The organism is Erwinia persicina NBRC 102418, assembly GCF_001571305.1.
GTDB classification, from domain to species: Bacteria; Pseudomonadota; Gammaproteobacteria; order Enterobacterales; family Enterobacteriaceae; genus Erwinia; species Erwinia persicina.
Window position 1 is genome coordinate 32,988 of the sequence record NZ_BCTN01000019.1, and the last position, 22,190, is coordinate 55,177.

The 22,190-nt window shown below is 59.2% G+C and carries 20 protein-coding genes; 14 read left to right on the top strand and 6 right to left on the bottom strand.

All coding sequences use genetic code 11. From position 1 onward, the window contains the following. Positions 1-56: 56 nt before the first annotated feature. Positions 57-1,718 (bottom strand): alpha,alpha-trehalase TreF, encoded by a 1,662-nt coding sequence (gene treF, locus EPE01S_RS18335; RefSeq protein ID WP_062748022.1) that lies wholly within the window; start codon positions 1,716-1,718, stop codon positions 57-59. A 650-nt stretch (positions 1,719-2,368) separates the two neighbouring features. Between treF and EPE01S_RS18340 the strand changes: the two genes are divergently transcribed. After that, the gene (locus EPE01S_RS18340; RefSeq protein ID WP_062748024.1) at positions 2,369-2,995 is read left to right on the top strand and encodes a LysE family translocator; all 627 of its coding nucleotides are present in this window, start codon (positions 2,369-2,371) and stop codon (positions 2,993-2,995) included. A 1-nt stretch (position 2,996) separates the two neighbouring features. On the opposite strand, the gene EPE01S_RS18345 is transcribed toward EPE01S_RS18340, so the two are convergent. Continuing rightward, positions 2,997-3,551, bottom strand: a complete 555-nt coding sequence (locus EPE01S_RS18345; RefSeq protein WP_062748026.1) for a LeuD/DmdB family oxidoreductase small subunit — start codon at positions 3,549-3,551, stop codon at positions 2,997-2,999. After that, complete coding sequence (locus EPE01S_RS18350; protein WP_062748028.1) at positions 3,548-4,849, bottom strand: 3-isopropylmalate dehydratase large subunit; 1,302 nt, start codon at positions 4,847-4,849, stop codon at positions 3,548-3,550. The genes EPE01S_RS18345 and EPE01S_RS18350 overlap by 4 nt, the downstream gene beginning before the upstream one ends. Positions 4,850-4,986: 137 nt before the next feature. Between EPE01S_RS18350 and EPE01S_RS18355 the strand changes: the two genes are divergently transcribed. Beyond that, a complete protein-coding gene (locus tag EPE01S_RS18355) occupies positions 4,987-5,880 on the top strand; it encodes a LysR family transcriptional regulator (RefSeq protein WP_062748030.1) in 894 nt (297 codons plus the stop codon). A 369-nt stretch (positions 5,881-6,249) separates the two neighbouring features. Here the strand turns inward: EPE01S_RS18355 and EPE01S_RS18360 are convergent, their stop codons facing one another. Both EPE01S_RS18360 and EPE01S_RS18365 read right to left on the bottom strand, forming a co-directional pair. Beyond that, positions 6,250-7,029 carry an L-threonylcarbamoyladenylate synthase gene (locus EPE01S_RS18360; RefSeq protein ID WP_062748032.1) on the bottom strand — a complete coding sequence of 260 codons (780 nt, stop codon included), beginning with the start codon at positions 7,027-7,029 and terminating at the stop codon, positions 6,250-6,252. Positions 7,030-7,169: 140 nt separating this feature from the next. Further along, on the bottom strand, positions 7,170-8,234 hold the full coding sequence (locus tag EPE01S_RS18365; protein ID WP_062748034.1) for an SDR family oxidoreductase: 1,065 nt from the start codon (positions 8,232-8,234) through the stop codon (positions 7,170-7,172). Positions 8,235-8,330: 96 nt separating this feature from the next. Here EPE01S_RS18365 and EPE01S_RS18370 point away from each other — a divergent pair, with 96 nt between their 5' ends. Then, positions 8,331-9,239: a LysR family transcriptional regulator gene (locus EPE01S_RS18370; RefSeq protein ID WP_062748036.1), complete on the top strand. Its 909-nt coding sequence runs from the start codon at positions 8,331-8,333 to the stop codon at positions 9,237-9,239. Between the two features lie 101 nt (positions 9,240-9,340). Here the strand turns inward: EPE01S_RS18370 and EPE01S_RS18375 are convergent, their stop codons facing one another. After that, a complete protein-coding gene (locus EPE01S_RS18375) occupies positions 9,341-10,153 on the bottom strand; it encodes an IclR family transcriptional regulator (RefSeq protein ID WP_062748038.1) in 813 nt (270 codons plus the stop codon). 335 nt (positions 10,154-10,488) lie between these two features. Here EPE01S_RS18375 and EPE01S_RS18380 point away from each other — a divergent pair, with 335 nt between their 5' ends. The 11 genes from EPE01S_RS18380 to araD all read left to right on the top strand — a co-directional run bounded on the left by EPE01S_RS18380 (position 10,489) and on the right by araD (position 21,833). Further along, on the top strand, positions 10,489-12,015 hold the full coding sequence (locus EPE01S_RS18380) for a sugar ABC transporter ATP-binding protein (RefSeq protein WP_062748040.1): 1,527 nt from the start codon (positions 10,489-10,491) through the stop codon (positions 12,013-12,015). A 41-nt stretch (positions 12,016-12,056) separates the two neighbouring features. Continuing rightward, positions 12,057-13,157 (top strand): ABC transporter permease, encoded by a 1,101-nt coding sequence (locus EPE01S_RS18385; RefSeq protein WP_062748042.1) that lies wholly within the window; start codon positions 12,057-12,059, stop codon positions 13,155-13,157. Next, positions 13,154-14,254 (top strand): ABC transporter substrate-binding protein, encoded by a 1,101-nt coding sequence (locus EPE01S_RS18390; RefSeq protein WP_062748044.1) that lies wholly within the window; start codon positions 13,154-13,156, stop codon positions 14,252-14,254. The genes EPE01S_RS18385 and EPE01S_RS18390 overlap by 4 nt, the downstream gene beginning before the upstream one ends. A 10-nt stretch (positions 14,255-14,264) precedes the next feature. Further along, positions 14,265-15,116: an SMP-30/gluconolactonase/LRE family protein gene (locus EPE01S_RS18395; RefSeq protein ID WP_174522434.1), complete on the top strand. Its 852-nt coding sequence runs from the start codon at positions 14,265-14,267 to the stop codon at positions 15,114-15,116. Positions 15,117-15,346: 230 nt separating this feature from the next. Next, on the top strand, positions 15,347-16,345 hold the full coding sequence (yiaK, locus tag EPE01S_RS18400) for a 3-dehydro-L-gulonate 2-dehydrogenase (RefSeq protein WP_062748046.1): 999 nt from the start codon (positions 15,347-15,349) through the stop codon (positions 16,343-16,345). Positions 16,346-16,359: 14 nt separating this feature from the next. After that, positions 16,360-16,830, top strand: a complete 471-nt coding sequence (locus tag EPE01S_RS18405) for a NanQ anomerase/TabA/YiaL family protein (protein ID WP_062748048.1) — start codon at positions 16,360-16,362, stop codon at positions 16,828-16,830. A 12-nt stretch (positions 16,831-16,842) separates the two neighbouring features. Then, entirely contained in the window at positions 16,843-18,138 is a 1,296-nt protein-coding gene (locus tag EPE01S_RS18410; protein ID WP_062748050.1) for an MFS transporter, read from the top strand. Beyond that, complete coding sequence (locus EPE01S_RS18415; protein ID WP_062748052.1) at positions 18,135-19,619, top strand: FGGY-family carbohydrate kinase; 1,485 nt, start codon at positions 18,135-18,137, stop codon at positions 19,617-19,619. The genes EPE01S_RS18410 and EPE01S_RS18415 overlap by 4 nt, the downstream gene beginning before the upstream one ends. After that, positions 19,616-20,278, top strand: coding sequence for a 3-keto-L-gulonate-6-phosphate decarboxylase UlaD (gene ulaD / locus EPE01S_RS18420; RefSeq protein WP_062748054.1), 663 nt, complete (start codon positions 19,616-19,618; stop codon positions 20,276-20,278). The genes EPE01S_RS18415 and ulaD overlap by 4 nt, the downstream gene beginning before the upstream one ends. Before the next feature lie 2 nt (positions 20,279-20,280). Further along, positions 20,281-21,138, top strand: a complete 858-nt coding sequence (locus tag EPE01S_RS18425) for an L-ribulose-5-phosphate 3-epimerase (RefSeq protein WP_062748056.1) — start codon at positions 20,281-20,283, stop codon at positions 21,136-21,138. Further along, positions 21,135-21,833, top strand: coding sequence for an L-ribulose-5-phosphate 4-epimerase (gene araD, locus EPE01S_RS18430; protein ID WP_062748058.1), 699 nt, complete (start codon positions 21,135-21,137; stop codon positions 21,831-21,833). Before EPE01S_RS18425 ends, araD begins: the two co-directional genes overlap by 4 nt. Positions 21,834-22,190: the final 357 nt, after the last annotated feature.

Sequence of the window (22,190 nt, forward strand, 5' to 3'; positions counted from 1 at the left end):
CGTTGATAATGCAGAGTCTGATCTCAGAGGTGGCCGGGCGGCCACCTCCAGGGGGATTAACGCGGCGGGTACATTTCCAGCAGGCGGCGCGTCACACCGTTAGTCCAGCCGAAGCCATCCTGCAGCGGGTACTCACCCCCACCGCCAAGCAGAGCGGCATCACCGCTGATGTTATATTTTTCCACCAGCTTATGGTGCTGCTGCCAGGTGCTGTCGACCGTATTCAGCCAGCGCCGGGCGATCTCCTGCGCCAGCCGTTCATCGCCGTAACTGTTAAAGCCTTTGACCGCCAGCCACTGCATCGGTGCCCAGCCGTTCGGGCTGTCCCACTGCTCACCGGTCACTTCCATCGTGCAGAGCATGCCGCCCGGCGCAAGAAGGTAGTCACGCACGGCTTTTGCCGTCCGCGTGGCCTGATCCAGACTAGCCATACCGACATACACCGGAGTGACCGCGGCGGCGCTGAACAGGGCTTTCTCCCCTTCCCGCCAGTTGTAATCGCGGTACAGGCCAGTTTCCTCTTCCCACAGATACTTATCGACCACCTCACGGCGGCGCAGCGCCAGCTGCTGGAAGCGGTCAGCAACCTCCTGCTCCCCTTTGCTCGCCGACAGACGGGCAATGGTGGTTTCCAGCTTGTAGAGGAACGCATTCAGGTCGATCGGCACGATGCTGGTGGTCTGGATACTCTCCAGACGGCCAGGCTCGGCCAGCCAGCGGGAAGTGAAGTCCCAGCCGGAGGCGGCCCCGGCACGCAGGTCGCGATACACTTCGCTCGACGGGCGCGCTGAGCGGCGCGCGGTTTCCACGTCTTCCAGGTACGACTCGTCACGCGGCGTGTCGCGGTCATCCCAGTAGCGGTTAAGCACCGATCCGTCGGGCAGCATCACCACGTGTCGGTACGCCTGGTTGGGGGAGAGTTCTTCCTGCCCGTCCATCCAGAATGCATATTCACTTTTCAGCTGCGGCAGGTAGTGCTGCGCTTCATGAATATCATTCTTCTCAAACAGCTCGACCATCATCGCAAACACGGGCGGCTGTGAGCGGCTGAGGTAATACGTCCGGTTACCGTTGGGGATATGCCCGTACTTATCGATCATCCAGGCAAAGTTGTCGGCCATATTTCGCATCAGATCACAGCGGCCTGCGGAGGCAAAGCCCAGCATGCTGAAGTAGGAGTCCCAGTAATAAGTTTCACCAAACCGGCCCCCCGGCACCACATAGGGTTTGGGCAGCGGCAGCAGCGATGAAAACTCGCAGTGCTTTTCCGGCTGACGGGTTAATACCGGCCACAGCGCATCAATATGCTGCTCAATGCTGTTATTTGGATCGGCGACATAGCGGCTGTCGTGAATGTGCGGCAGCTCGAAGTTTTCCAGCACAAATTCCAGCAGGTTAAAATCGTCCCGCTCGCGGGCCAGGTAATAACGAAACAGAATGCGCTCCGGCTCGAATCTGGGCGCGCAGTCGGCAAAGATTTTACTGTCGGAAAAAATACGCGACATCTGCACGGCCTCAAACAGTTCCTGATAACGGTCTGATGGCGTGAGAATGTCCGGCGCAGGCAGGCCGCGGATAGGCTCCGGCTGTGGCTCAACCGCCGATTCCGGGCCAGCCTCATAATCGAGATACCAGGCTTCATTCTCAGCAAGGTTAATGTCAATCATCGCTTCGTTTTGGTTAAAAGTGATAAGAACCTCCTGATGCCGAAAATACATGGGCAAAGTCGTCTGGTGGAAAAAATATTTTTTGAGAATAAGGGGCTTATTATAGTACCCCAGTCTCAACGTGCAACCCGATGTTTCTATTACGCTTAATGACTGAATATTTCAAAAAATAAACAACCCGAAATATAAGCCCAATTTACTGACATAAATAAAAATACAGGAAGTGATGCCGACAGAATAAACCGCGACTCTGTATAAATAAAACGATTATTTTATTAATGCATTACAGCATCTTAGACTGAATGCTAAGAAAAAAGCTCACCGCCGCGTTATTGTCATTTTTATTCGGCATTCTTCAGGGCTATCAATCTGTTAGCCAGCTTCAGGGGGTGACGGACGGCTGTCAGAGGGAATGGCAGGGAAAAAGCCCTGCTGCTGCAGAACCAGAAAAGGGGAAGAAAGAGGCCGCTGCGCCCTGATTCAGACAATACTGAGACCGCATCAGGCATTTTTACCGCCGGGGATCGCCAATAAAACCGTCCGGTTGAGAACGCGGGGGACGATGCCAGGATCCGCAGGAATATTTACCCACTGTGATTTACTTCTCACTGTCGGGAAAATAAACTACGTCGCGTTCGTGACTCAACGAACCGAATCAAACAGATTCCCCTCAGGCTGAGGGGAAGCAGAAAGGATGATGTATGACGCTTCAACTCTGGCTGGCTTATACCGGCGTGATTGCCGCTCTGATTGCCATACCCGGCCCGTCGGCCCTGATCAGTATGACCCACGGCCTGCGCTACGGTCGCAAACAGGCCCTGGCAACGGTGACCGGTGGCGTACTGGCCGCGATGATGCTGATGACGGCCTCCGCGCTTGGCCTGGGGGCAATCCTTGCCGCCTCGACCACCGCCTTTACCGTCCTGAAAGTGGTCGGTGCCGCCTACCTGATCTGGCTGGGGATCGCCGCCTGGCGAGATAACAGCGAACCCACCGCCGTGAATACCGTGGACGCCGGAGACACGCCCGGAGCCTGGCGCCTGTTCCGTAAAGGCTTTACGGTCGGTATCAGCAACCCGAAAGATCTGCTGTTCTTCGCGGCGCTGTTCCCGAACTTTGTCGATGCCAGCCAGCCGCACGCCATGCAGTTTGCCACGCTGGCCATCACCTGGGCAGTCCTGGATCTCAGCATTATGTTCAGCTACGCCTGTGCCGGACGCCGCCTGTCGGGCGTCTTCTCTAATGCCCGCCGCCTGCGCATTCTGAACCGCTCCACCGGCAGCCTGTTTGTCTTCGCCGGCGGTGCGCTGGCGGTGTCAGCTAAATAAGTTATCCGCCCTGGCTTATGCGCCCGCTGGCGCGCGCATAAGCAAACAGCCCTCCGGCCTCGATAATCCTCGCCAGCTCGCCCACCGGGTCGGTCTTCAGTATTTCCCCCGTTTCCAGCAGTGTGACCGTCTGGCTGCGGGGATCTATCTTCACAAAATCCCCGGTACGCAGCCGCTGATGCAGTGCGCCAGAGCAGATCACCGGCAGCAGTTCCCCGGTCGCCACGCAGTTGCGGAAAAAAATACGCGCAAATGATGGGGCCAGCACCGCTTTTACCCCGGATGCCCCCAGCGCCATCACAGCATGCTCCCGCGAGGAACCGCAGCCAAAGTTTTTACCCGCCACAATAATCGGGTAAGCCGCACGTCCGCTGCCAGCATCAATAAACGGCAGTGCCCCTTCCGGCAAACCACACATCGCCAGGGAAGCCAGCTGGGCGTAACCCTCCGGCAGGGAAGGATTCACCTTGAGATACTCTGCAGTGAGGATTTGGTCAGTATCAATGTTGTCGCCCAGCACATATACCGCGCCGCTGATGATCGGTTCCATACTCATACTCCAAGTTCTGCAGGATTGGTGATCATGCCGGTGATCGCCGCAGCCGCGACTGCGTAAGGTGATGCCAGATAAATGCTGGCGCGCTTATGTCCCATACGGCCAACAAAATTGCGGTTGGTGGTGGCGATCACCGATATCGGCTGATGCACACGGCCAAAGGTATCTGGCGGGCCACCGCAGCAGGCAGCACAGCCCGCTTCTGACGATAGCTGTACGCCCGCATCGGTCAGGATTTGATAGACCGATACGCCCCCGATTTGTGTGGTGATAAGGTGGTGAAACACCTCTTTGGTGGCCGGAACGGCGAAGGTGGGGATGGTGACTTTGCGCCCTTTCATCACCTGTGCTGCGGCAATGAAATCGGCCAGCTTACCCCCGGTGCAGGAACCGATATAGGCCTGCGAAATGGCGACGTTTTTCAGGGTATCAATGGCCACCACATTATCGGGCGAGTGAGGTTTTGCCACCTGAGGCTGCATCCCCGTGACGTCAAAATCGACCACGCGGCTATAGACCGCATCGGCATCCGCCGTCACCAGGCTGAACGGCACATCGGTGCGTGCCGCCAGGTAGTCAAGCGTGGCCTGGTTCGGCACCATAATGCCGTTCTTCGCTCCGCACTCCACCACCATATTGCATATCGTCATACGCTCTTCGACCGACAGGGCGTCAATCACACTGCCACCAAACTCAATCGCCTCATAGGTTGCGCCCTCGACGGTCAGTTCCGCCAGCAGCGCCAGAATCAAATCTTTGGCCTGGACATGAGTGGGCAGAATGCCGTGATAATTGACGCGGATAGTGGTCGGAACTTTCAGCGGGATTTCCCCCGTACCCAGCGCGTAGGCCGCATCCGTGATGCCTAAGCCAATCGCGAAACAACCAAAGGCGCCGGCGGTAACGGTATGAGAGTCAGTGCCCAGCAGCACCTCTCCGGGCCGGGTATGGCCGCCTTCGGCCAGACCGATATGGCAGACCCCTTTGTACTGCGGTGTGCCCACGTCGTAGAAATAGGTAATATTCTGCTCTTTGGCAAACTCCCGCATGACACGGATGTTCTGATTAGCCTGAGGGTCGGCAGAATAGACAAAATGGTCCGGGATCATAATAAAACGCCCGGCATCCCAGACTTTTGCCTGCGCGCCAAACTCTTTTTTAAATACGCTGGCGACGCCTGGTGTACAGGGGTCGTGCGACATTAATATATCCACTTTGGCCCAGACTATTTCTCCAGGCATGACGGTCTCCCTCCCGCTGGCACGCGCGAGTATTTTCTGACTGATTGTCTGACCCATGTTTATTTATCTCTGTGTATTATTCCGGCCAATGAAGTGAATAAACTTTATTTACCTTACCGCTTTTCACTGCCCGGTAAACGTGGAATATGCTAATATCGTGAATTGTTTCCCTCTAAAAACAATCCGGGATAATAATGAGCGATTTTGAAAACCTGCACGGGATGATTATTTTTGCCAAAGTGGTGGAAACCCTGAGCTATACCGAAGCGGCGAAGGCACTCGGGCTGGCAAAATCCTCAGTGAGTAAAGAGATCACGGCGCTGGAAGTGCGCCTGGGGGCAAAACTGCTGCAGCGCACCACCCGGCGCATTCAGGTGACGGAAGTCGGGATGACCTATTACCACTACTGTTACCGGATTCTGCATGAGGTGAAAAGTGCCGACCTGTTTATCCGCCAGTTTCACGAAGAGCCTACCGGCAGTCTGCGTGTGGTGGCACCGGTTTCCTTTGGCTGCCAGTGCATTGTTCCGGTGCTTAACCGCTTTGTCGCCAGCAATATCCACGTCAGCGTCGATCTGGATCTGACCGATCGCGCGGTCAATCTGGAAGAGGATGGCTTTGATATCGCCATCGCCATTACCCGCGAACTGCCGGAACATCGCCACTATCGTCCGCTGTCCGATATCGCCTGGGGGCTGTATGCCGCCCCGGCGTATGTGCACAACATCGGTGCGATAACCAGCCCGGATGACCTGCCGCGCCAGGACTACATTCTGTTTCGCGGCCCGGCCCACACCATTTCATTACCGTTCCGTAAAGAGAAGCAGAAAAAGGATATTGAAGTCCGCAGCCGCTTTCGCGCCAATAACAGTATTGCCCTGTTAAATTCCGCCGTAGCCCAAACCGGCATTGCCTATCTGCCAAATTATATTGCTCAGGAGGCGGTGGCGTGCGGAGATTTGGTGCAGATCCTTCCTGAGTGGGAAATGGATATTTATAAATCCTATGTTCTGGTAAAGAGTGATAACTTTATTTCACCGCGCGTTCGGTTATTTATTGAAGCATTGCAGAAGGTATTAAAAAAATAGCCATGACGACCGGAAAGGGAATGGAGAAAAGGTAAGAACTGGCCGATAGGGAAAATAAGGTCGGCCACTACGGTTTATCGCGGATAACGATTTCATCCTAAATAATGGGCGTCCCTTCATGGGGCCTGATTTTGGTACAACAAGGCGGCAAAGGGGGGAATCCCCGGGCGCTTACCTGAGTAAGTGACCGGGGTGAGCACATGCAGCCAACGCCGTTGTAGCGTCGAGTATGACGGGTAAAATTACCCTAAATAATGGGCGTTACAACAAGGCGGCAAAGGGGTGAATCCCCGGGAGCTTACCTGAGTAAGTGACCGGGGTGAGCACATGCAGCCAACGCCGTTGTAGCGTCGAGTATGACGGGTAAAATTAATAGTAGTTGCCGTGACGGTAATCCCAGGTCGTAAAGATATCCGACATCATCGACATAATCTTATCAACATCCAGGCCTTTACGGATCAGCATCGGGCACGGCGTGATATTACGCTCGCCTTTCTGCTCGGGTACCAGCTTGCCGTTATCGTCAACCATCGCTACCATCACACCCTGCTCGTAGCGGGTCTTTTCTGACTCGTTTGGCTGAATAGACTTCACATAGTCGTTGGCGGCAATAATCAGATCCGCGTGCTGTTCAATACGCTCGCCGATACCTTCGACCAGGCCACGGTTGCCTTTGCCTGACGGATTAGCCGAGCTGGCGAAGGAGAACTTGCCGTGGTTTTCCCACAGCTCTTTCGCCAGGTTCTCGCCGGGTACCCCAAATTTGATGACGAAACAGCTGGTCTGACGGCGGTCCATCATCAGCTCTTTAGAGCCGTCATCCGGGATACGCGCTACCGCTTCTTCTTTCCACGGCAGGATACAGCCCAGCAGCACGTCTTTGTCCCAGTGCTGCTGATACAGCGCTTCAATTTCCGGGTTCAGCTGCGCCAGCTCTTTCAGCTGCGCCAGAGAACCGCACAGTACCACGCCCGGCTTATTACGGTTACGCTGCTTGGCGTCAAACTTGCGCTCCAGACCTTTGGCGTCAGATGTCATGATGATGTAGCCCACTTTGGTCGGGCAGACGATCATGCCGCCTTCCGCAGACAGGATCTTCACGGCTTCTGGCTGTAAGCCACCATTCCAGTTAACAACTTTATCGTTCATAGCAGTACCTTTCGCTCGGATTCGGTTCAAAGTAAAGTGGGTCATCACCCGTTGAAACCATCCTGCCACAGCCAGTTTTTAGCGCAACAATAAACGCTATAAAGCTACGATTGTTTCCCACAGGAAACAACCGTTGCCGGTCAGCGCGGGATTAACTGCGCTGCTTTTAAGCGGTCAAACAGCTCAAAAAAGGCCTCACGCGTCGGCTGATAGCCGGTAAATCCGGCTTTCCGGCTTTTGCTGACGTCGGTAAACACTTCCATCGGGCGACCGAGGTCGGCATCGGTGTGCCACCATGACGCCAGCTTGCTGACATCCGGCTCTTTGAGGCCGCATTCACCGGCGATCTTCTGCCACTGCTGTGCGGCATCGCCCATCCGCCCTTCCAGCGGCTGTTCGCCGGCAAAAGGGGCCGGTTCAATGCCGAAGTACGCGGCAATTTCGCCCCACATCCACTGCCAGCGGAACACGTCACCGTTGACCACGTTGTAATCCTGGTTTTGCGCGGAAGGCGTGGTGGCAGCCCAGACCAGCTGGTCGGCCAGCAGACGGGCATCGGTCATGTCGGTCACCCCTTCCCACTGTGCTTTGGATCCCGGAAAAACAAACGGCTGTCCGGTCTGTTTGCACAGCGTGGCGTACACCGCCAGCGTCTGTCCCATATTCATGGCGTTACCGACGGCGAAGCCAATCACCGTATGCGGGCGATGCACGCTCCAGGTGCAGCCATATTTTTCTGCGGCGGCAAACACTTCGTCTTCCTGGGCATAGTAGAAATTCTCCACCGGCTGGCGACCCTGCTCTTCGCGGAACGGCGTGACCGGCACCACGCCCTTGCCGTAGGCGTCAAAGGGACCCAGGTAGTGCTTCAGGCCGGTGATCAGCGCCACATGGCCCCCTTTCAGGGAGTCTCCCAGCGCATCCAGTACGTTACGCACCATCGCTCCGTTGACGCGGATGTTCTCTTTCTCATTTTCCTGGCGCGCCCAGGCGCTAAAGAACACCTTATCCACCACCACATCCTTCAGGGCAGCCTGTACAGAGTCCGCATCGGTCAGGTCGGCAGTCAGCGATGTCACTCCGCCGATCACCGGCGTACGTCCGCGTGACAGCCCATTAACCTGCCAGCCTTCCGCCAGCAGACGTTCAGCCAGGGCACTGCCGGTGACGCCACTGACGCCCACAATCAAAGCTCGTTGTTGCATAATTTCTCTCCTGTTCAGTGAATCCCTTCAGCTTAATAGAGAATTAAATTCCCATCTCAGGTATAAATTCACAGCATTAATGAACGGGAGGAATGAATGGCCGTCTCTGAAGATCGTTTGAAAGGGATCACTGCCTTTGTCGCCACAGTGGAGAGCGGCAGCTTTACCGCCGCCGCCGAACGGCTGCATCTGACCAGCTCTGCCGTAAGTAAAAGCATGGCGAGACTGGAAGCACGCCTCGGATCTCGGCTGTTTGAGCGCACCACCCGCCGTCTGGCACTGACCGATGCCGGGCAGGCCTATTACGACACCTGCACCCGCGTGCTGGGGGAGCTGAGCGAAGCCGAATCGGTGCTGGCGGCCCAGCGCACCATTCCGGTCGGCCGCCTGCGCGTGGCCGTCCCCCATACCTTTGGTCGCCTGCATGTGATGCCGCTGCTCAATCACTTCTGCCGTCAGCATCCGGATATGCAGCTGAACCTGTCGTTCTCGGACCGGTTTGTCGATCTGTTTGAAGAGGGCATTGACGTCGCGGTGCGCATCGGTGGGCCAGGCCGCTATCCCCCCTCTCTGGCGGTGCGCTATCTCGGCTGCGAACAGCTGATCTTCTGCGCCTCACCTGACTACCTGACGCAGCACGGCACCCCGCAGTCGTTAGCGGAGCTGGAACAGCACCGGGCGATTGTCTATGACCGCATCGACGGCAGCACCAGCCCGTGGCATGTCACCTCGCCGGATGGCCGCATCACCACGCGTACCGTACCGCACCGGATGGCGCTGGGGGATGGCGAAGCGCAGCGCTCCGCGGTCATGGCCGGGCTGGGTGTGGCGCAGATGGCGACGTGGCTGATGGAAGAGCAGCTGGCACGCGGTGAGCTGGTGCCCTTCCTGCCGGAACGGACAGTGCCGGGCCTGCCGCTGTACGTGGTCTGGCCGCGCAGAAAGCAGCTCACGCCGAAAGTGGATGCGCTGTTAAGCGCGCTGGAGACATTGAGGATTGGATAAGTAAGGGCGATCGCAAAAGACGATCGTCCCGCTGCAAAGCCACCCCACGGAGCCGCTAAAATACTGTCGCGGCTGATCTTCCTGTTCGGTCAGCCCGCAGGTTAACCGTGAAAACCCAGCTCGGCAGAAATGGCTTTGGCCGTGGCCACCACCGGAGCCATCAGTTTTTTCACTCCAATCTGCTGGAGTTTCGCCGTCGGCAGGGACACGGATACCGCATACGGTACCCGCTGCTGAATATCAAACACCGGGGCAGCAATGCAGGAGACGCCCAGTTCGTTCTCTTCCCGATCCATAGCGGTGCGCTGCTGGCGAATGCCCTTCAGCTCTTCCAGCATTTCCGGCAGCGTGGTGATGGTATTTTTGGTCAGGGGCTGGATGGTTTCCTGATGGCTCTGCCAGTACTGCGCCGGATACTCTTCGCTGCCCCAGGCCATAAAGATTTTGCCCATGGCGGAACAGTACAGCGGCATATGCTGGCCGATGTAGGCGCGGGTACGCATCATGCCGGTGGTCGGTTCCAGCTTGTAGATCAGGATCACATGGTCATCTTCCCGGCTGGAGAAGTTGACCGTCTCCCCCACCTCCAGATTCAGCTTTTCCAGATGCGGTGCCGCCACGTGGATCACGTTCAGCGATGAGAGCGCCTTCTGCCCGACGGAGATAAATTTCGTGGTCAGACGATAGCTGCCCGGTGACGGCGCCTGGGTGACATAGCCGCTGCTGTGCAGCCCCTGCAGCAGACGGTGCACCGTACTTTTGTTCATTCCGGACAGTTCAGACAGATGGGCCAGCGGGCATCCGTTCGGGTAGTTGCTTAAGAGTTCAATCAACTGAAGGCCACGGAACAGGCTCTGCGTCCCCAGCGGTTTGTCTTTCTTATCGTCCTTCACGCTATCCGCTTTTACGCTCATCCACGCTTCCTCTTGGTTTCCTTCGCCCCCTCGCGGGGCGGTGCCCGATGTTACCCCATGCTTCCCGCACTGTGAATATGGAACGATGTTTCAGTGTGATTTCTGCGGCGTAAATCGCCCGGAACGCCACGAGACAGAAGTGAGCTGTCCATCACAATTCCATAACAACAAAAATAACTTATTGTTTTTAAATGATAAATAAAACACTCACTCCTTTGCTTTCCGCTCCAACTGAGAATAGTATTTTTGAAACTCGATTTCGCATATTGAAATATTGCGGTGATTTTTCTGGCTTCACCGCTGTTAATGCTCACCAGGAGTTGCAGGAGGCTGCCATGCAGCATACACCCGGTACACCCATTCTTACGCTGAACCACATCACCAAACGCTTTGGCGGCAATATCGCCGTCAACGATGTCAGTCTGGACGTTTTCCCCGGTGAAGTGGTCGCCCTGTTAGGGGAAAACGGCGCCGGAAAATCCACGCTGATCAAAGTGCTCGCCGGGGTTTACAGCCGCGACGAAGGCGATATTCGTTTCCGTGAGGCCAGCATCGCCTCCGCCGCCAGTTTAAAAACCGCCCGGCAACAGCCGATCGCCTTTATTCATCAGGATCTCGGGCTGATTGAGTGGATGACCGTCGCGGAAAATATGGCGCTGGTGATGGGCTTTACCCGCCGCATGGGGCTGATTGACTGGCGGGCGGTGCGCGAACGTTCCCGCGCGGCCCTGGATGAGGTGGGCATCGCGCTGGATCCGGATGCCCGCGTCTTTGAACTGTCACGTACCGAAAAGTCCCTGCTGGCCATTGCCCGCGCCGTAGCGGTAAACGCCGAGGTGCTGGTGCTGGATGAACCCACCGCGTCCCTGCCCGCCAACGACGTGCGCCACCTGTTCAGCGTGATCAACCGTCTGAAAAGTAAAAAGGTGGGCATGATTTACGTCACCCACCGCCTGGACGAGGTGATTGAGATTGCTGACCGCGTCTGCGTGATGCGCGACGGTAAACGGGTGGCGGGGGGGATGACGGCGCAGTACAAGCTGCGCGATCTGGTGGAGATGATTGTCGGAGAGGCCATTGAGGGCGATCGGCGCGAGCCGCTGCCGGAAGCCCGCCCCCCGGTGCTGACCCTTGACCGGCTGTGCACCGGTGAAGTCGGCCCGGTCTCCTTCAGCCTGCAACCCGGCGAAATGCTGGCGCTGGCCGGGCTGCGCGGGGCAGGCCAGGAGGAAATTGGCCGCCTGCTGTTTGGCCTGCGTGAGCGCAGCGGTGGCAACATTCAGTTCCGCGATAACGCCTATCACGCCGGGTCGCCGCAGCAGGCGATGGCGGCAGGCGTCTCACTGGTGGCGGGTGACCGCACCGGGGAAAGCCTGGTGATGTCGATGAGCGTGCGGGAAAACCTGTTTATCAATCCCTGTGCCAGCGGCCACCGCCTGCTGTCGCGCTACGGCCGCCGCGCCGAAATCGGGGCCAGCTGGTGGAAGGTACAGCTGTTCGATGTTCGCCCTAAGGACGTCAATCTGGATATCAGTGCGCTGTCGGGCGGCAATCAGCAGAAAGTGGTGATGGCACGCTGGATGCACCTCAACGCCCCGCTGCTGATCCTTGAAGATCCCACGGCGGGCGTCGACGTCGGCGCGCGGGAAGAGATCTATCACCTGCTGAACAAGGCGCTGGCCGACGGCATCGCGGTGCTGGTGATCTCCAACGATTTCGAAGAGATCGCCCATATCTGCAACCGCGCACTGGTGTTTAACCGCGGTCAGGTGGTGGGCGAACTGAAAAATGAACGCGTCACCTTCGCCAACCTGCTCGAACTGGCTTCGGCCAGCCAGGAAACGCCGGTCGCTACCGTCTGAATCATTAACGCCACCGCCTGACGGTGGCAGGAGAAGCTGTTATGTCCAAAACATCCGTGAAGTCTACCGCGCTGGAGCAGCGGGTCAGCCTCGGCGAGCACGGTGCCGCCGCGTGGCTGATGCAGATCGTCACCCGCTACGGCCTGCTGCTGCTGTGCGTCCTGCTCACCGTCCTGTTCTCAGTGTTGTCGCCCTCGTTCGCCAGCATGCTGACATTACAGGCGATCCTCGCCAGTAAGGCCAAAATTGCCCTGCTGGCGCTGGCCGCCACCATTCCCATGATCGTCGGCAAAATCGACCTGAACGTCGGCTTTGGCATCGTGCTGTGGCATATCCTCGCCATCACCTTACAGGTCGAGTATGGCTTCTCCTGGCAGATGGCGGTGCTGACGGTGCTGGCGATCTCCGCCGTTTACGGCCTGCTCAACGGGATTCTGGTGGCACTGGCGGATATTGACAGCTTCGTGGCCACCCTTGGCTCCGGCACCGTGCTGTACGCCGTTGCGCTGTGGCACTCCGGGGGCCGCCAGATCGTCGGCGACCTGCCCGATGCCTTTATCGCCCTGCACCACACCGAAATCTTCGGCATTCCGATTGGCGCATTCTACGTACTGGCCGTGGCCATCGTCCTGTGGCTGATCACCGAACACACTCCGCTTGGCCGCTGCATGTATGCGGTGGGCGGTAACCCCGCGGCGGCAAGGCTGAACGGCATAGCTGTTAATAAATTTACCATCGGCGCGTTTATCGCCTCCAGCGTGCTCACCGGTTTCAGCGGCGTACTGATCGCCGCCGAGCAGGGCGTCGGCCAGGCGAGCGTCGGTATGGATTACCTGCTGCCTGCACTGGTCGGGGCGTTCCTCGGCAGTACCACTATCCGTCCGGGCCGCGTGAACGTCTGGGGCACCGTGGTGGGCATCGCTATTCTCGCCATCGGGATTGCCGGTATCCAGCAGTTTGGCGGCGATTTCTGGGTTGAGCCGCTGTTTAACGGTGCCACGCTGCTGCTTTCCATTACGCTTGCCGGTTACGCCCAGCGCCGCCGGATGCTGAACCAAAAAGCCGTGGTGCGCAGTCAAAACACCCCGGCTGCCACTCCTGACAATAATCAAAACACCATCACTCCGGGGAGTACCTTATGAAACGTCATCTTCTTGCTCTGACTCTTGGCACGCTGCTGGCCGGTTCGCTGCCAGCCTGGGCTGACAGCTACCTCGATCAGGCCACCGCCGCAGTCAGTAAAGCCACCGCCAGCGTCACCCAGTGGGACGGACCTACCACCGGGCCGACCCTGCAAAAGAACAAGAAGGTGATCTTTATTGCCTCGGATATGAAAAACGGCGGCGTGCAGGGCGTGCAGCAGGGGTTGAGTGAAGCCGCTGCCGCAGCAGGCTGGAAGCTGGAAACGCTCGACGGCGGTGGCTCGGTGAAAGACCAGCTGGCGGCGCTGAATCAGGCCATTGCCCAGCGCCCGGACGGCATTGTCATTGGCGGCTGGAACCCGAACGTGGCTAAAATCCCGCTGAAAAAAGCCGTTCAGCAAAAAATCGTGCTGATGGCCTGGCACGCCGAACCGCAGCCGGGGCCGATTGCCAAATATAACGTGGTAACCAACATCACCTCTGATTCCAACGAGGTCGCCCGCCTTGCCGCGCAGTATGCGGTGGTGCAGTCCGGCGGTAAGGCACAGGTGCTGATTTTCACCGATTCGCTCTATCAGATTGCGCTGGATAAGGCCAATACGATGAAGCAGGAAATTGAGAAGTGCAGCGGCTGTAAGGTGGTGGAGTTTATCGATACGCCGCTGGCCGACACCGCCAACCGCATGCCGTCAATGACCTTCAGCCTGCTGCAAAAATATGGCGATAAGTTTCAGTACGCGCTGGCGATCAACGACCTTTACTTCGACTTTATGGCCCCGGCGCTGAAGACCGCGGGCAAAGGCGGCAAAAACGCGCCGTTTAATATCTCCGCCGGGGACGGCTCGATTTCGGCCTTCCAGCGTATCCGCAGCGGCGACAGCCAGATCGGTACCGTGGCCGAGCCGCTGAAGCTGCACGGCTGGCAGCTGCTGGATGAGTTTAACCGCGCCTTTGCCGGTCAGCCGCCGTCAGGCTATGTCACGCCGGCGCACCTGATCACTAAAGCGAACATCGGCAGCGACGGCGGACCGCAAAACCACTACGACCCGCAGAATGACTACCAGGGGCATTACAAAACCATCTGGGGCGTGAAGTAGCGGAGGGGCTATGCAGAGGACTGACAACCTGACGCTGGAAAAACTCTGCTCCCCGGCACTCTGGGCCGAAGGGCCGGTATGGCTGCCGGAACAGGATGCCGTGGTGTTCAGCGATGTGAAAGGGAACCGCATGTTCTGCTGGCAGCGCAGCGGCGAGGTGAGCCTCTGGCGCTCGCCGTCCCACTACGCTAACGGCAACGCCCGCGATCTGCAGGGCCGGGTAGTGAGCTGCGAGCACGGCCGCCGCGCCATCAGCCGCACGGAGCATGACGGCAGCGTCACGCTGCTGGTGGAGAAAGTGGACGGCAAGCGCTTCAATTCACCTAACGACGTGGTGGTGCGATCCGACGGCACGATCTGGTTCACCGATCCGCCCTACGGGATCGTCAGCGACGATGAGGGTTATCATGCGCACAGCCAGGTGATCGGCTGTTATCTCTACTGTTTCGATCCGATCGCACAGCGGCTGACTATCGCCGCCAGCGATCTGCAGCGCCCCAACGGGCTGGCTTTTTCGCCCGATGAAAGTCTGCTGTACGTGGCGGATATGTCGGTGGTCGACTTTCCGACGCTGGGCCGCCGCCAGCTGCGGGTCTATCCGGTTGACGGCCATGAGCTGGGCAGCGGACGGCTGTTTGCCGAAGTGGCTCCCGGCTTCCCGGACGGTTTCTGCGTCGACGCGCAGGGTTATCTTTACTGTAGCTGCGCCGACGGGGTGATTATTTTCGACAGCAAAGGCATGCCGTGCGGCAAGATCCCGCTGCCTGAACGCGTGTCGAACTGCACCCTCGGTGGCCCGCACGGTAACGAGCTGTATATCACCGCCACCACGTCGCTCTACCGGGTGCAACTCCCGCACTAGCGCGACAGGGCCTTCCCGGCAGCCGGATTCTCCTGCTGCCGGCTTTCGCTCGGCCAGAATCGGGTGGATGTGCCAGCGATCACAGAACCCAACACTATTTTTATATACTTGTTTTATAACGATAAATTACCACCTCATTTCTTTGACTTGTTCTCTCCAGGCGCATAGGATTTATTTGGAACGACATTCCATATATTGAAATAATGCCACCTCCGGGGAGAAACAGCAGTATGAGAATCAGCTATCAGCAGTTGAAAGAGGCGTTCCTGCGGGTGTTACTGGCACGCGGTGTCCCGGCAGATAAAGCCGAAAGCTGCGCCACGATGTTCACCGACACCAGCGAGAACGGCGTTTACTCCCACGGGGTGAATCGTTTTCCCCGCTTTATCCAGCAGCTGGACGCGGGGCATATCGTGCCTCAGGCCGAAGCGGAAAAGATCCTTTCTCTGGGGGCCATCGAACAGTGGGACGCTCACCGCGCCATCGGTAACCTCACCGCCCGCAGCATGATGGATCGCGCCATTGAACTGGCCGACGGGCACGGCATTGGTCTGGTGGCGCTACGTAACGCCAACCACTGGATGCGCGGCGGCAGTTACGGCTGGCAGGCGGCAGAAAAGGGCTATATCGGCGTCTGCTGGACCAACTCCATCGCGGTGATGCCGCCTTGGGGCGCGAAAAACTGCGCCATCGGGACCAACCCGCTGATCGTCGCCGTGCCGGGTGAGCCCATCACCATGGTCGATATGTCGATGTCGATGTTCTCCTACGGGATGCTGGAAGTGAACCGCCTGGCGGGCAACACCCTGCCGGTCGACGGCGGTTTTGATAATGACGGGGAATACACCCGCGATCCCGCCACAATCGAAGCCAATCGCCGCATTTTGCCCATGGGTTACTGGAAAGGCTCCGCCCTGTCTATCGTGCTGGATATGGTCGCCACCCTGCTCTCTAACGGCGCTTCCGTAACAGAGGTAACCGAAGATAACGGTGACGAATTTGGCATTTCTCAGGTGTTTATCGCTATCGACGTCGATCGTCTGATCGACGGTGCGACCCGCGACAGCAAGCTGGCCCGCATCCGCGAATCGATCACGGGTGCCGAACGCGCCGACGAGCAGCAGGCCATCCGCCTGCCCGGCCACAAATTCCCCGGTATCCGCGCCGAGAACCAGCGCCTGGGGATTCCGGTTGATGAGCGCGTCTGGGCACGTATTCAGGCGCTGTAACGGGAGCAGAGACGATGATTTTTGGCCATATCAACCATACCGATGCCCGCCACTACCCGCCGGCGATTGCCCGTGCCCTGGCGTACTTAGCCTCGCACGACCTGGCGGGCATGGCGGCCGGTCGCTATCAGGACAGCCAGACCGGCTGGCAGGTGCAGGTGCTGGATCTGCATACCGCCCCGCACGGTGATAACTACCCGGAGGCCCACCGCCGTTTTATCGATGTGCAGTACCTGGTGTCCGGCAACGAGCTGATGGGGGTCGCCACGGAAAAAACCGAACCGCCCGTTCACCTGCCTTATGACGACGAACGCGACATCATCTTTTACCGCGACGTGCCGAATGAAACCCTGCTTCTGATGCAGCCGGGCCACTTTGCCGTGTTTTTCCCGCAGGATATCCATCGCCCGAACTGTGCGCTGGACGCTCCCGAGGCCATTCGCAAGGTGGTGGTGAAGATCCCCACGGCCGATCTCGCTGACTGAAAGAGGATCCCTATGAGCCTGACTTCCACCCCGATCGTCCGGGAACCGATCCCCGCCCTGCGCTGGCTGCGGATCATCCCGCCGATCCTGATCACCTGCATTATCTCCTACATGGATCGGGTCAACATTGCCTTTGCCATGCCGGGGGGGATGGATGCCGATCTCGGCATCAGTGCCTCCATGGCCGGACTGGCCGGCGGCATCTTCTTTATCGGCTACCTGTTCTTACAGGTGCCGGGCGGCAAGCTGGCGGTGTATGGCAACGGCAAGCGGTTTATCGGCTGGTCGCTGCTGGCCTGGGCGGTGATCTCCCTGCTGACCGGCCTGGCCACCAGCCAGTATCAGCTGCTGGCGCTGCGCTTTGCGCTGGGGGTATCCGAAGGTGGGATGCTGCCGGTGGTGCTGACGATGATCGGCAACTGGTTCCCGGATGCGGAACGCGGTCGCGCTAATGCCATTGTGATCATGTTTGTGCCGATCGCCGGGATCCTGACGGCTCCGCTCTCCGGCTGGATCATCACCGCCTGGGACTGGCGCATGCTGTTCTTTGTCGAGGGCGTGCTGTCGCTGTTTGTGATGGCGCTGTGGCACTTCACCATCAGCAACCGCCCGCAGGAGGCGACGTGGATCTCACCGGCGGAAAAACAGTATCTGATCACAACCCTGCACGATGAACAGCTGCTGATCAAAGGCAAAAACACCCGTAAAGCCTCGCTGCGTCAGGTGATGCGCGAGCCGGTGATGTGGCGGCTGATCCTGGTGAACTTTTTCTACCAGACCGGGATTTACGGCTACACCCTGTGGCTGCCCACCATCCTGAAAGGGCTGACCAACGGCAATCTGGAACAGGTCGGCTTGCTGGCGATCCTGCCCTATGTCTGCGCGATCGTCGGCATGTTCCTGTTCTCTGCCCTGTCAGACGCCACCGGCCGCCGCAAGCTGTTCGTCGCGCTGCCGCTGGCCGGTTTCGCCCTGTGCATGGCGCTGTCGGTACTGCTGAAAGCGCATATCTGGTGGTCTTACGCGGCGCTGGTCGGCTGCGGGTTCTTTATTCAGTCGGCGGCTGGCGTGTTCTGGAGCATTCCTCCGCGCCTGTTTAATGCCGAAGTGGCCGGCGGCGCGCGGGGGGTGATCAATGCCCTGGGCAACCTCGGCGGTTTCTGCGGGCCGTATATGGTCGGGGTACTGATTGTCGCGTACAGCAAAGATGCCGGGGTATACAGCCTGGCGATTTCACTGGCCATCGCCTCACTGCTGGCGCTGACGCTACCCGCCCGCTGTGATGCACAGAACAGGGAGGCACCATGAGCCACTACTGGTTAGGACTGGACTGCGGCGGCACCTTTATTAAAGCCGGTCTGTATGACGCTCAGGGCCGGGAACGGGCGGTATCCCGGCAGACGCTGCCGGTGCTGGTACCGGAACCCGGCCGCGCCGAGCGCGATATGCCGCAGCTCTGGCAGCAGGCTGCCAGGGTGATCGCGGAGGTGATGAAAAGCAGTGGGCTGCAGGCAAACCAGGTCGCCGGGGTGGGCATATCCGCCCAGGGAAAAGGTCTGTTCCTGCTGGATAAACAGCGTCAGCCGCTGGGCAACGGCATCCTCTCCTCTGACCGCCGGGCGCTGGCGCTGGTGCAGCAGTGGCAGCGGGACGGCATGCCGCAGACGCTCTACCCGCTCACCCGGCAGACGCTGTGGACCGGACATCCGGTCTCACTGCTTCGCTGGCTGAAGGAGCACGAGCCGCAGCGCTATGCGGCTATCGGCAGCGTGCTGATGGCCCATGATTATCTGCGCTACTGCCTGACCGGGGAACTGGCCTGCGAAGAAACCAATATTTCCGAATCTAATCTCTACGACATGCAGCAGGGCGGCTGGTCTGCCGCGCTGGCTGACACGCTCGGTATCGGTGACATTCTTCCGGCCCTGCCGCCGATCGTCGGGTCAACGGCCATCGCCGGACAGGTGACCGCAGAGGCCGCTGCCCTGTGCGGACTGCGCGAGGGCACACCGGTGGTAGGCGGGCTGTTCGACGTGGTTTCTACCGCGCTGTGCGCCGGACTGCACGATGACACCCGGCTGAATGCGGTGATGGGCACCTGGTCCGTGACCAGCGGCATCACCGACCGCATCAGCGACGAGACCGGCCACCCGTTTGTCTACGGCCGCTACGCCATTGACGGTCAGTACATTATTCACGAAGCCAGCCCGACCTCGGCGGCCAACCTGGAGTGGTTCTGCCAGCAGTGGGGAATGGATGACTATGCACAGCTGAATCAGTGGGTCGCCGCCCTGCCCCCTGCGCAAAGCTCACTGCTGTTCCTGCCGTTCCTCTACGGCTGTAACGCCGGGGGCGACCTGCACGGCAGCTTCTTTGGTCTGCAGGCAGGCCACCAGCGCGGCCACCTGGTACAGGCGATCTACGAAGGCGTGGTGTTCTCGCACCTCACCCACCTGAACCGCATTCTGACACGCTTCCCGCAGGTCATCGCCCTGCGGCTGAGCGGCGGCCCAACGCGTTCCGCCGAGTGGATGCAGATGTTTGCCGATGCCAGCGGCCTGCCGGTCGAGATCCCACAGATTGAAGAGAGCGGCTGCCTGGGGGCGGCACTGGCGGCAATGACCGGTACCGGGGCCTGTGCCTCGCTGCAAGCGGCGCAGCAGGCGCTGCAACCGGCCATCGTCAGCTATCAGCCGGACGCCGGGCGTCACGCGCTGTATCAAAAAAAATATCAGCGTTATCAGCAGCTAATCACGGCACTGATCGCCGTACAAGGAGTTACCGCATGAGTCATTCCCCTGTTCCCCGGTTGCAGCTGGCGCTCGACCACACCCGGCTGGATGCCGCCCTGGAGACGGCGCAGCGCCTGCACCATCAGGTCGATATTGTCGAAGCGGGCACCCTTCTCTGCTTAAGCACCGGAATTGATGCCGTGCGCCAGCTGCGCCAGCTGCTCCCGGGTAAAACGCTGGTGGCCGATTTCAAAGTGGCCGACGCCGGGGCCACGCTGGCAAAACTGGCCTTTGAAGCCGGGGCAAACTGGATGACGGTGATCTGCAGTGCGCCGCTGGCCACCTTTGCCAGCGCGCTGGAGGTCGCCCGGCAGCACCAGGGCGATATTCAGATTGAGCTGTTCGGTCACTGGACACTGGAGGATGCCCGCCGCTGGCGTGAACTGGGGCTGAAACAGGCCATCTACCACCGCGGCCGCGATGCGCAGGCCAGCGGCCAGCAGTGGAGCCCGCAGGATCTGGACGCGATGAAAGCGCTGTCTGATTTGGGCTTTGCGCTGTCGGTCACCGGCGGCATAACACCTGATGAACTGCCGCAGTTCAGGGACATCGACGTGAAGGCGTTTATCGTTGGCCGGGCGCTCAGCGAAAGTGCCGACGGGCTGGCGACGGCTGCCGACTTCCATCAGGCCATTGCCAACATCTGGGGACACTAACCATGCGCCAACACCCGCTGGGAATTTATGAAAAAGCCCTGCCTTCTCATCTGAGCTGGCCGGAACGTCTGGCCCTGGCGAAAGCCTGCGGCTTCGACTTCGTTGAGATGTCGGTAGATGAAACCGATCTGCGCCTGTCGCGCTTACAGTGGAGCAAAGAGCAGCGTCTGTCGCTGGTCAACGCGATGATGGAAACCGGGGTCAGCATCCCGTCAATGTGCCTGTCCGGTCACCGCCGTTTTCCGTTTGGCAGCCGCGATCCGGAGATACGCCAGCAGGCGTACAGCCTGATGGAGCAGGCTATCCAGTTGGCGAAAGACGTCGGCATCCGCACCATCCAGCTGGCGGGTTACGACGTTTACTACGAACCGCACGACGAAGGAACGGTGGCCCGTTTTGCCGAAGGGCTGGCCTGGGCAGTCGACCGCGCCGCCGCCGCGCAGGTAATGCTGGCGGTGGAGATTATGGACACCGAATTTATGAATGCCATTAGCAAGTGGAAGCTCTGGGATAAGCAGCAGGCCTCGCCGTGGTTCACCGTCTATCCCGATGTCGGCAACCTGAGCGCCTGGGGCAACGACGTTGCCGCCGAGCTGGCGATGGGCATTGACCGCATTGCCGCCATCCACCTGAAAGACACGCAGCCCGTCACCGCCAGTTCTCCGGGGCAGTTCCGCGACGTGCCGTTTGGCGATGGCTGTGTCGACTTTGTCGGCGTGTTCCGCACGCTGAAAGCGCTTAACTATCGCGGGGCGTTTCTGATTGAGATGTGGACCGAGAAAGCCGAGGAGCCGGTGACCGAGATTGTGCAGGCCCGGCGCTGGATTGAACAAAAAATGCAGGAAGGAGGCTTACAGTGAGCTTAACTACGCTGAAACAGCAGGTGTTCGAGGCTAACCTGGCGCTGCCGCGTCACCGTCTGGTGACCTTCACCTGGGGTAACGTCAGTGCCATTGACCGCAGCAGCGGGCTGGTGGCGATCAAACCGTCCGGGGTGGAGTATGACGGCATGACCGTGGACGATATCGTGGTGGTGGAGCTGGAAACCGGCCGCACCGTTGAGGGCAGCAAAAAGCCGTCGTCCGACACCGCCACGCATCTGGCGCTGTACCGGGCGTTTGCCGATATCGGGGGCATTGTCCATACCCATTCACGCCACGCCACCATCTGGGCGCAGGCCGGGTTGGATCTGCCGGCCTGGGGCACCACACACGCCGACTATTTCTACGGCACCATACCCTGTACGCGCCTGATGACGCCGCAGGAGATCGCTGACGATTACGAACATAACACCGGCGAGGTGATTATCGACACCTTCCGTTCGCGCGGCATCAGCCCGACGGCGATCCCGGCGGTGCTGGTCAACGCCCACGGACCGTTTGCGTGGGGCAGCACTGCCGACAACGCCGTGCACAATGCGGTGGTGCTGGAAGAGATTGCCTACATGGGGATTTTCTCGCGCCAGCTGACGCCAGGCATGCAGGATATGCAGCAGGTGCTGCTGGATAAGCACTATCTGCGCAAGCATGGAGCGGGGGCATATTACGGGCAGTGACCGCTGGCGGCTTTCTTTCCGCTGCGGTGAACCGGGGTTTGGCCGGAGCCACAGCGGTTAAAAGCATTTCGCTTTCCTGCTGCGCAGGCGAAACGCCCCAGGTCAACAGCATTTCGCTTTCCTGCTGCGCAGGCGAAGCGACCTAAGGCCGGCAGTCGCCCCGGCCTTAGGCATCCGCGCTTGCGGCTGGCGCACCGCCCGCTTTTCGCGGGTGCCCTCGTCAGCTTCGTTCGCCGTACTGACCGCTCGTGACGCACATCCCTGTGCTGCACTCACTCTCACCGCCCTCCTGGCCGTTCGTCCTGGCTCACTGCTCTTCCTCAGCGAGGCTTAACGCCGCTTAAAGGTCAAAAACCA